General features: G+C 65.2%; 1 protein-coding gene. It reads left to right on the forward strand.

Annotated elements, in window-relative coordinates; all coding sequences use genetic code 11:
• Positions 1–339 (forward strand): IS630 family transposase (locus tag EN857_RS33765; RefSeq protein ID WP_135897710.1); only part of this gene is annotated, 339 nt, incomplete at both ends.

Genomic DNA, 339 nt, shown 5'->3' on the forward strand with positions numbered 1-339 from the left:
GGCTTGGCACCATACGGCCACTGGCGTACGCTGACCTTCCTCGGCGCGCTGCGCTGCGACCGGCTGACTGCACCTTGCGTCTTCGACGGGCCGATCAACGGCCAGTGCTTCCGCGCCTATGTCGAGCAGCAGCTCGTGCCAGTGCTTGAGCCGGGCGACATCGTCGTCATGGACAATCTCGGCTCCCACAAGTCGGCAGCCATCCGGCAGATGATCCGCGCCGCAGGCGCCAGGCTCTGGTACCTGCCGCCCTACTCGCCAGATCTCAACCCGATCGAGCAGGCCTTCGCCAAGATCAAGCACTGGATGCGAGCTGCCCAGAAGCGAACCATCGACGAC

Origin of the sequence: Mesorhizobium sp. M4B.F.Ca.ET.214.01.1.1 (genome assembly GCF_004791545.1) — a bacterium.
Taxonomy (GTDB): domain Bacteria; phylum Pseudomonadota; class Alphaproteobacteria; order Rhizobiales; family Rhizobiaceae; genus Mesorhizobium; species Mesorhizobium abyssinicae.